7 protein-coding genes are annotated in these 9446 nt (G+C 74.6%); all 7 read left to right on the forward strand.

What is annotated here, in order from left to right; genetic code table 11:
- On the forward strand, positions 1–624 hold a 624-nt coding region (locus tag C6N75_RS05980), incomplete at its 5' end, for an alpha/beta fold hydrolase (protein WP_105867787.1).
- A gap of 263 nt (positions 625–887) precedes the next feature.
- Positions 888–2996, forward strand: a complete 2109-nt coding sequence (locus C6N75_RS05985; protein WP_105867788.1) for an MMPL family transporter — start codon at positions 888–890, stop codon at positions 2994–2996.
- 199 nt (positions 2997–3195) lie between these two features.
- On the forward strand, positions 3196–4206 hold the full coding sequence (locus C6N75_RS05990; protein WP_258177250.1) for a methyltransferase: 1011 nt from the start codon (positions 3196–3198) through the stop codon (positions 4204–4206).
- Positions 4203–5501, forward strand: coding sequence for a cytochrome P450 (locus C6N75_RS05995; RefSeq protein WP_105867789.1), 1299 nt, complete (start codon positions 4203–4205; stop codon positions 5499–5501). The genes C6N75_RS05990 and C6N75_RS05995 overlap by 4 nt, the downstream gene beginning before the upstream one ends.
- Positions 5502–5669: 168 nt before the next feature.
- Positions 5670–6380 carry a flavodoxin family protein gene (locus C6N75_RS06000; RefSeq protein WP_105867790.1) on the forward strand — a complete coding sequence of 237 codons (711 nt, stop codon included), beginning with the start codon at positions 5670–5672 and terminating at the stop codon, positions 6378–6380.
- Positions 6377–7855: a phenylacetate--CoA ligase family protein gene (locus C6N75_RS06005; RefSeq protein WP_107503736.1), complete on the forward strand. Its 1479-nt coding sequence runs from the start codon at positions 6377–6379 to the stop codon at positions 7853–7855. The genes C6N75_RS06000 and C6N75_RS06005 overlap by 4 nt, the downstream gene beginning before the upstream one ends.
- A gap of 38 nt (positions 7856–7893) precedes the next feature.
- On the forward strand, positions 7894–9372 hold the full coding sequence (locus C6N75_RS06010; RefSeq protein WP_105867791.1) for an anthranilate synthase component I family protein: 1479 nt from the start codon (positions 7894–7896) through the stop codon (positions 9370–9372).
- Positions 9373–9446 lie beyond the last annotated feature (74 nt).

The following is a 9446-nucleotide window of genomic DNA, read 5'->3' on the forward strand; positions in this document are numbered from 1 at the left end:
CGCCGCGGCCGCGGCGACAGCGGTGACGCCGACGTCTACGCCGTGGAGCGGGAGATCGAGGACCTCGCCGCGCTGATCGCCGAAGCCGGCGGCTCCGCCCGGGTCTTCGGCCTGTCCGCGGGCGGCGCCCTGGCGCTGAAGGCCGCGGCCGCCGGCGTGGGCATCACCCAGGTCGCCGTCTACGACCCGCCGTTCGCCGTCGACGACACCGCCCCGCGCCCGCCGGCCGGCTTCACCGACAAGCTCACCGAGCTGTCCGCGACCGACCGCCGCTCCGAGGCCGTGGAGTTCTTCATGGTCAACGGCATGGGCGCGCCGGCCGAGGCCGTCGCCGGCATGAAGTTCGCCCCGTTCTGGGCGGGCCTGGAGGCCCTGGCCCACACCCTGCCCTACGACGTCACCATCCTCGGCGAGGACTTCGCCCTGCCCGCCGACGAACTGGGCGCGATCAGCGCCCCGGTGCTGGTGGTGCACGGCGGCGACGCCGACGCCTGGCTCCAGTCCTCGGCCAAGGCCGTCGCCGAGACCGTCCCCGGCGCCAGCCGGCACTCCCTGACCGGCCAGGGCATCGCCGTCGACCCGGCCGTCCTCGCCCCCGAGCTGAAGGAGTTCTTCACCAACTGACGCCGGACGCCCCGGCGTCACCGACCTGCGCCCGCGGAGCCCCGAGCCCCGCGGGCGCCGCCGTCTGCCGCGCGGCCCGGTCCGGCCCAGGCACCCGCGCACCCCGTACACAGCACTCTCGAAGATGCGTCCCCGGTTGAACGCCCGGGACGATGGAACGTCCCCGCCGCGCGGCCGCTCGGCGTCGGGTCGCGGCCCTCCGCGACTCCCAGGGCCCCTCAGCCGCACGACCCCTTCGCGGAAAACCCCCTTAGGAGAACCCCATGCCCGCATGGCTCAAGCAAGCCGCCGCCGTGCCCGGCGGCCGCCGAGGAAAATGGCTGGTCCTGGCGGTCTGGCTGGTCGCGGTCATGGCGCTCGGCGCGCTGGCCGGCAAGCTCGGCGAGGTGCAGGACACCAGCGCCAACGCCTTCCTGCCGCGCGGCGCCGAGTCGGCACAGGTGAACACGGAGCTGGAGAAGTTCCGCACCGACGAGCTGATGCCCGCCGTCGTCGTCTACAGCACCGACGGCGCGCTCGGCGCGGACGATAAGGCCAAGGCCGAGGCCGACCGCGCCGCCTTCGCGAAGGTCGCCGCCAAGGGCGAGCAGGTGTCGCCGGCCGTCGCCTCCGAGGACGGCAAGGCCCTGATGGTCGTCGTGCCGCTGCCCGGCGAGGAGCAGTCCGTCATCGCGGACAAGACCGCCGAGCTGCGCGACATCGCCGACGCCAACGCCCCGCCCGGCCTGGACACCCAGGTCGGCGGCCCCGCCGCGTCCATGGCCGACGCCTTCACCGTCTTCGAGACCCTCGACGGCACCCTGATGATGGCCACCGGCCTCATCGTCGTCCTGCTGCTGCTGCTCACCTACCGCAGCCCCGTGCTGTGGCTGTTCCCCGCCCTCGCGGTCGGCTTCGCCGCGGTGCTCACCCAGGTCGGCACCTACCTGTTCGCCAAGTACGCCGGCCTCCAGGTCGACCCGCAGAGCTCCGGCGTCCTCATGGTCCTCGTGTTCGGCGTCGGCACCGACTACGCGCTGCTGCTCATCGCCCGCTACCGCGAGGAACTCCACGTCCACCAGGACAAGCACGTCGCCATGCAGGCCGCGCTGCGCCGCTCCGGCCCGGCGATCCTCGCCTCCGCCGGCACCGTCGCCGTGGGCCTGGCCTGCCTGGGCTTCGCCACCATCAACTCCTCCCGCTCCATGGGCCTGGTCGGCGTCATCGGCATCGTGTTCGGCTTCCTCGCCATGGTCACGATCCTCCCGGCGCTGCTGGTCATCGCCGGCCGCTGGGTGTTCTGGCCGCTGGTGCCCAAGCACGGCGCCCCGCAGCGCGCCACCCGCCCGCTGTGGCGCCGGGTCGGCGACTCCGTCGCCGCCAAGCCCCGCCGCTCCTGGATCGCCTCGCTCGCCGTCACCGGCGCGCTGGCCCTCTCCGCGTTCGGCCTCGACATGGGCCTGAGCCAGAACGACTGGTTCCAGACCAAGCCCGAGTCGGTCGTCGCCCAGGAGAAGCTGTCCGCGCACTTCCCGTCCGGCGCCGCCGACCCGGCCACCGTCATCGTCAAGACCGCCGGCGCGGCCGAGGCCACCCGGGCCGCCGAGGGCACCGAGGGCGTCGTCAAGGTCGAGAACGCCGGCACGACCCCGGACGGCGAACTCACCCGGCTCTCCGCCGTGCTGGCCGGCAGCCCCGACAGCCAGGAGGCCAAGGACGCGGTCAAGGCGCTGCGCGGCAGCGTCGACGGGCTCGTCGGCGGCACCGCCGCGCAGACCGTCGACAAGGAGACCGCCACCGCCCGCGACCTGAAGGTCGTGGTGCCGCTGGTCCTCCTCGTCGTCCTGCTGGTGCTGATCTGGCTGCTGCGCTCGCTGGTCGCGCCGCTGGTGCTGCTCGGCACCGTCGTCGTCTCCTACTTCGCCGCGCTCGGCGCCGCCAACCTGGTCTTCGAGAACCTCATGGACTACTCCGGCGTCGACTGGACCATCCCGCTGCTGGGCTTCGTCTTCCTGGTCGCCCTCGGCGTCGACTACAACATCTTCCTGATGCACCGGGCCAAGGAGGAGGCCGCGCTGCACGGCCACGCCAAGGGCGTGATCACCGGACTGACCAGCACCGGCGGGGTCATCACCTCGGCCGGCCTGGTGCTGGCGGCGACCTTCGCGGTGTTCGCCGCGCTGCCGCTGGTCTCCATGGCCCAGATGGGCTTCGTGGTCTGCATCGGCGTCCTGATCGACACCTTCCTGGTGCGCACCGTGCTGGTGCCGGCGCTCGCCCTCGACATCGGCCCGCGCTTCTGGGCCCCCGGCCCGCTGTCCAAGGACCGCCCGGCCGGCGGCCCGGCGTCCACCACCGGCAGCCCCGAGGAGCGCACGCTGGAGAACGCCTGACACGACCCCCGACGACGCCGCCGCCCCCGCACCGCGGGAGCGGCGGCGCCGCCGTGCCCGGACACCCCGACCGGGCGGGCGACCGGACCCGGCCGCCCCCGACCCAAGCGCGCAATACGGGAGATGGCGCGCCGCAGGCCACGCGCGACGATGAATCCCCGGGCCGCCCCGGCCCGCCGACGAGGGAGGACACACCGTGCTGGGTGACGAGGACGGCAACGCCGCCAAGCTGTGGGCCATGGCCGGACTGGGCACGCCGATGGCCGTACGGACGGCGGCCACCCTGCGCATCGCCGACCACATCGCGGCCGGCCGCCGCACCGCGCCCGAACTGGCCGAGACCACCGGCGCGCACCCCGAGGCGCTGGAGCGCCTGCTGCGCTACCTCGCCGTGCGCGGCGTGCTGGCGCGCGACGACGACGGCCGCTACGCCCTGACCCCGCTCGGCGAGCCGCTGCGCGAGGACCACCCGGCCGGCGTCCGCGCCTGGTTCGACGTGGACGGCGCCGGCCGCGGCGAGCTGTCCTTCGTCGAGCTGCCGCACAGCGTCCGCACCGGCGAGGCCGCCTTCCCGGTCCGCTACGGCCGCGAGTACTGGGAGGACCTGACCGCCGACGCCGACCGCGCCGCCTCCTTCAACAAGCTCCTGGGCGCCGACACCGCGGTGCGCGCCCCCGGCGTCACCGCCGGCTACGACTGGGCCGCGCTCGGCCACGTGGTGGACGTCGGCGGCGGCGACGGCTCGCTGCTCACCGCCCTGCTGACGGCCCACCCGGAGCTGCGCGGCACCGTCGTGGACCTGCCCGCCACGGCCGCCGCCGCCAAGGCGCGGTTCGCCGCGGCCGGCCTCGGCGACCGGGCCGACGCGGTCGCCGGGAGCTTCTTCGACCCGCTGCCCGCCGGCGCCGGCGGCTACCTGCTCTCCCTGGTCCTGCACGACTGGGACGACCAGGCCGCCACCGCCATCCTGCGCCGCTGCGCCGAGGCGGCCGGCGAGCGCGGCTTGGTCTTCGTCATCGAGTCCATCGGCGCCGCCGGCGACACCCCGCACACCGGCATGGACCTGCGGATGCTCTGCGTCTACGGGGCCAAGGAGCGCGGCGTCGCCGAGTTCACCGCGCTGGCCGAGGCCGCGGGCCTGACCCTCGCCGCGGTCCACCCGGCCGGCCCGTCGGCGATCCTCGAACTCGTCCCGGCCGCCACCCGATGAGCCCGCCCGCCACCACGGCCCCGGCGGACCTCCCGGCGCCGCCCGCGCCCCCGCCGCCGCGGACCCCGTCCCCGGGCCCTTCCGTCACCGAGGCGTTCGCCGCGCTCGGCACCGCCGCCGGACGCCAGGACCCCTACCCGCACTACGAGGCGATCCGCGCCCACGGCCCCGTCGCCGAACTGCGCCCCGGCCGACTGGTCCTCACCGGCTACGAGGACTGCGACCGCGCCCTGCGCGACACCCGGCTGCTCGTCCAGGACGCCGCCGGCTACGACGCGCTCTCGCCCGGCTGGCGCTCGCACTCCTCGCTGCGCGCCTTCACCAGCTCCATGCTCTACAGCAACCCGCCCGACCACACCCGGCTGCGGTCGGTCGTCAACTTCGCCTTCACCCCGCCCCGCATCCGCGAACTGCACGCCGTCATCGCGGAGATGACCGACAAGCTGCTGGACCGGATGGCCCGCCTCGGGGCCGGCGGCGCCCCGGTCGACCTGATCGCCGAGTTCGCCTCCCGGCTGCCGGTCGCCGTGATCAGCACCATGATCGGCTTCGCCGAGGAGGACCAGGTCTGGTTCCGCGACATGGCCTCCACGGTCGCCGTCTCCACCGACGGCTTCGGCGACCCGGCCGCCCTGGAGCGCGCCGACCGGGCCATGGACGAGATGACGGCCTACTTCACCGAGCTGATCGCCCGCCGCCGCCGCGAACCCCGCGACGACCTGGTGACCCTGCTCGCCGACACCCACCGCGAGCATCCCGACACGCTGGACCGCGACGAGCTGATGGGCACCCTGATGGTGCTGCTCACCGCCGGGTTCGAGACCACCAGCTTCCTCATCGGCCACGGCGTGATGCTCGCCCTGGAGCGGGCCGCGCCGGCCGCCCGGCTGCGCACCGAGACCGACTTCGCCGCCCGCTACGTCGAGGAGATCCTGCGCTACGAGCCGCCGGTGCACGTCACCAGCCGCTGGGCCGCCGCCGACACCGAGGTGGCCGGCGTCCCCGTCCCGGCCGGCAGTCGGCTCACCCTGGTGCTGGCCGCCGCCAACCGCGACCCGCGCCGCTACGCCGACCCCGACCGCTTCGACCCCGACCGCACCGCGAGCCGGCCGCTGAGCTTCGGCGCCGGCGGCCACTTCTGCCTGGGCGCCCCGCTGGCCCGCCTGGAGGCCGGCATCGCGCTGCCCCGCCTCTTCGCCCGCTTCCCGCACCTGACCGCCACCAGCGCCCCCGTCTACCGCGACCGCTGGGTCGTGCGCGGCCTGGACACCTTCCCGGTCGCCGTCGCCCCCTAGCGCCGCACACCCACCGCCCGCCCCCCGGCCCCGCCCGCGCACCCCGCGCCGGCGGGGCCTTTTACCAGCTCGGCGGCGTCCGGTCCATCGAGCATCTACGGAGATGCCGCGACGAGTACCGAGACATGACGATTCAGGGGAGTCCACGGCCCCCGAAGGAGAGACCGCATGACGCAGCATCTGAAGATCCTCGCCATCAACGGGTCCGAACGGGACGGCAACACCGCCGACGTCCTGCGGCACGCGGCCGCCACCGCCGAGCTGCGCGGGGTCGAGTTCGAGACCGTAGACCTGCGCAACACCTGGATGGAGCGGTGCGGGCCGTGCGGCGACTGCAACGACCGGCCGGTGGCCTGCTCCCTGGCCGACGGCGTGCCCGGCATCGTCCGCAAGATGGTCGAGGCGGACGGCATCGTCTTCGCCGCCCCGGTGCACGGCTTCGGCACCGCCAGCCTGATGCAGACCTTCATCGAGCGCGCCGGCGTCGGCTACCTCCGCTTCGACCGCCCGCTGAGCAACAAGGTCGCCGGCGTCATCTCCGTCGCCCGCCGCTACAGCGCCGGCGAGGTGTGGTCCCAGCTCACCGTCAACGCGCTGCTCAACCGGATGATCGTGGTCGGCAGCGGATTCCCCGCCACCGTGCACGCGCTGCACCGGGGCGACGCGGTCAAGGACGACGAGGGCCTGAAGAACGTCGCCCGGATGATCGACCGGATGGTCGACATGATCCAGCTCCTCGACGAGCACCGCCGGCTCACCGGCCGCGACGACCTGCTGCCCGCCGGCGAGGTCAACGAGCGCGTCGGACTCGCCCTCAACGAACTCCCGCTGCCGCAGGCCCAGCCCGAGGCCCGTCCCGAGGTGCAGGTGCCCGCGTGACCACCGCCCCCGCACCCCTCCCGGCCCGGGCCCCGACCCCGGCCACCGGCTCCGACGCCGCCTTCCTCACCGCCTACGACCGGATCAGCCGCGCCTTCTACGACGGGACCCTCACCCCCGCCGCCCTCGCCGACTGGCGCACCGGGCGACTGGCCGCCGTACTGCGCCACGTCACCGAACGCTCCCCGTTCTACCGCCGCCACCTGGCCGGCGCCGACCTCACCGCCGTCACCCCCGCCGACCTGACCGCGCTGCCCTTCACCACCAAGGACGACCTGCGCCGCGAGATGTACGACGTGCTCAGCGGCCCCGTCTCCGAGGCGAGCATCTACTACGAGACCAACGGCACCACCGGCGCCGCCACCCCCTGCCCGCGCGGCGCGCGGGACATCGCCACCTCCAACGCCGCCGTCGAGGAGGCCTGGCGGCGCATGTTCCGCACCCACTTCGGCGAGCGGATGCCGGTCGTCGGCCTGATGGGCCCCTCCGAGCTGTACGCGTTCGGCGACGTGTTCACCGCCGTCGCCGGCAGCCTGGGCGCCTGCCACGTCAAGATCTGGCCCGAGTCGCCCCGGGTCGGCTTCGCCAAGGCGCTGCGCCTCATCGAGGAACTCGGCGTCGAGGTCATCGTCTGCGCCCCCGCGCTCTGCCTCGGCCTCGCCAAGGCCGCCCGCCACCACGGCTACGACCTCGCCGCGCTGCCGGTGAAGCTGTTCCTCGTCCTCGGCGAGATCTGCACCCCGCAGTTCGCCGCCAACGTCGCCACCGTCTGGCCGCACGCCCAGGTCCGGCCCGCGCTGTACGGCTCCCAGGAGGCGCTGTGCATCGCCACCGGCGCCGACAGCGGCCGACTCCACCTGTCCGTCCCCAACTACCTGGCCGAGATCGTCGACCCCGACACCGGCGCCGTCCTCGGCGACGCGACGCACGGCGGCGGCACCAGGGAGGGCGAACTGGTCCTCACCATGCTCGTCGACGGCATCAAGCCGCTCATCCGCTACCGCACCGGCGACCTGGTCCGCATCACCCCCGCGCCGCCCGGCGCGACCCTGCCCGGCCCCGTCGTCGAGGTCGTCGGCCGGGTCGCCGACCGCATCCCGCTCGGCCGCGCCCTGGTCCACCCCGGCGAACTGGAGGCCGCCGTCCTGCACGGCGTACGAAGCTGCCTCGGCTACCAGGTCGAAGTCGACCACGCCCCCGGCGGCGGCGACCAGGTCACCGTCCGCCTGGACCTGCTGCCCGCCTCCGCCGGCGGCCCCGACCCCGCCGCCACCGGCACCGCACTCGCCGCCCGACTGGAACGCCTCACCGGCGCGTCCGTCCACGTCATCGTCGACGACGACCTCGACCCGGTCACCCACACCGGCTCCTTCGTGAGCTGGAAGGCCGCCCGCGTCCTGGACCGGCGCACCGCCGCCGACCCCGCCGCCGAAGCCGCCCGCAAGGTCGCCCACCGCTACGCCGTCACCACCTGACCGCCCCCGACCCGTCCGACGCCCCAGGAGGCGCCCGCATGACCGACCCGCGACCGGCACCGGCCGCGATCCGGGTGGCCACCCGGTCGCACCCCCTGCCCGAGGTGCCGATGCTGCCCGCCTACCGCGCCCTGGCCGCCCGCTTCGGACCCGAGGACGTCTACCTGCTCGAGTCCGCCGCCGGCCCGGCCCGCGACCGCCGCCACCAGTTCGCCGGCTTCGGCGCCCTGCTCACCCTGGCCGTCACCGACGGCGCCGTCCGCGTCGACGGCGTACCCGCCCTGCGCGAGACGCTCCTGGACCGCATCAGGCCCGCCCTCGACCAGGACGAGGACGGCACACTGCGGCTGCCCACCCCGGCCGGGCTGTGGCCGCTGCTGCGCACCACCCGCGGGCTCTTCGACGCCGAAGGGTCCGCCACCCGCTTCCGCTTCGGCTTCCTCGGCTACTTCGGCTACGACACCGTCCGCTACGTCGAGGAGCTGCCCCGCCTCATCGAGCAGCGCCCCGACCTGCCCGACGTCCAACTCGTCCTGCACCAGGGCTGCGTGGTCCGCGACCTGGCCGCCGACCGCACCGAGTTGCTGCTGCACGAGTCGCCCGCCTGGCCCGCGCTGCCCCCCGGCGAGATCACCGCCCTGCTGCGCACCGCCGCGCGCACCCACCCCGAACCGGCCGCCGACACCATCCCCGAGTCCACCGTCAGCGACGACACCGACCCCGAGACCTTCGCCCGCGACGTGGAGACCTGCCTCAAGCACATCGCCGTCGGCGACGTCTACCAGGTGCAGATCGGCCACGAACTCGCCATCCGCTCCACCGCCGACCCCGTCGACGTCTACCAGCGGCTGCGCCGGCGCAACGCCTCCCCGTACATGTACCTGGCCGGCGTCGGCGGGCAGCGCGTCATCGGCGCCAGCCCCGAACTCTTCGTCCGCGTCGAGGACGGCGAGGTCACCATGCGGCCCATCGCCGGGACCCTGCCCCGCACCGGCGACGACGAGGCCGCCGCCGAACGGCTGCGCACCGACCCCAAGGAGGTCGCCGAGCACACCATGCTCGTCGACCTGTGCCGCAACGACATCGGCCGCATCGCCCGGGCCGACACCCTCGGCGTACCCGACGAGTTCCTCGTCGAGGGCTACTCCCACGTGCTGCACCTGGTGTCCACCGTCACCGGGCGGGCCGCCCCCGGCAAGGACGCCTTCGACACCGTCGCCGCGCTGTTCCCCGCCGGCACCATGACCGGCACCCCCAAGATCCGCGCCATGGAGATCATCGAGTCCCTGGAGCACAGCCGCCGCGGCCTGTACGCCGGCGCCCTCGGCCTCATCGACGTCGGCGGCCACACCAACCTCGCCCTGTGCATCCGCACCCTCTTCCACCAGGGCGGCGTCTACCGCACCCGCGCCTCCGCCGGCATCGTCGCCGACTCCGACCCGGCGAGCGAATGGCGCGAGACGCTCGCCAAGATGAGCGCCGCCCACTGGGCGGTCACCGGAAAGGAGCTGCTGTGACACCCCCGCCCCCCGGCCGGGACGCCGCCCTGGTGGAAGAGGGTGCGGATGCACAGGGCGAGGTTGGTGTGGCC

This window comes from Streptomyces solincola (genome assembly GCF_002982015.1).
In the GTDB taxonomy this organism is placed as follows: domain Bacteria; phylum Actinomycetota; class Actinomycetes; order Streptomycetales; family Streptomycetaceae; genus Streptomyces; species Streptomyces solincola.

Excerpts from the sequence above, each read along its gene's own strand:
- C6N75_RS06010 (WP_105867791.1), top strand. The coding sequence starts at position 7,894 with ATGACCGACCCGCGACCGGCACCGGCCGCGATCCGGGTGGCCACCCGG.
- C6N75_RS05985 (WP_105867788.1), top strand. The coding sequence starts at position 888 with ATGCCCGCATGGCTCAAGCAAGCCGCCGCCGTGCCCGGCGGCCGCCGA.
- C6N75_RS05995 (WP_105867789.1), top strand. The coding sequence starts at position 4,203 with ATGAGCCCGCCCGCCACCACGGCCCCGGCGGACCTCCCGGCGCCGCCC.
- C6N75_RS06000 (WP_105867790.1), top strand. The coding sequence starts at position 5,670 with ATGACGCAGCATCTGAAGATCCTCGCCATCAACGGGTCCGAACGGGAC.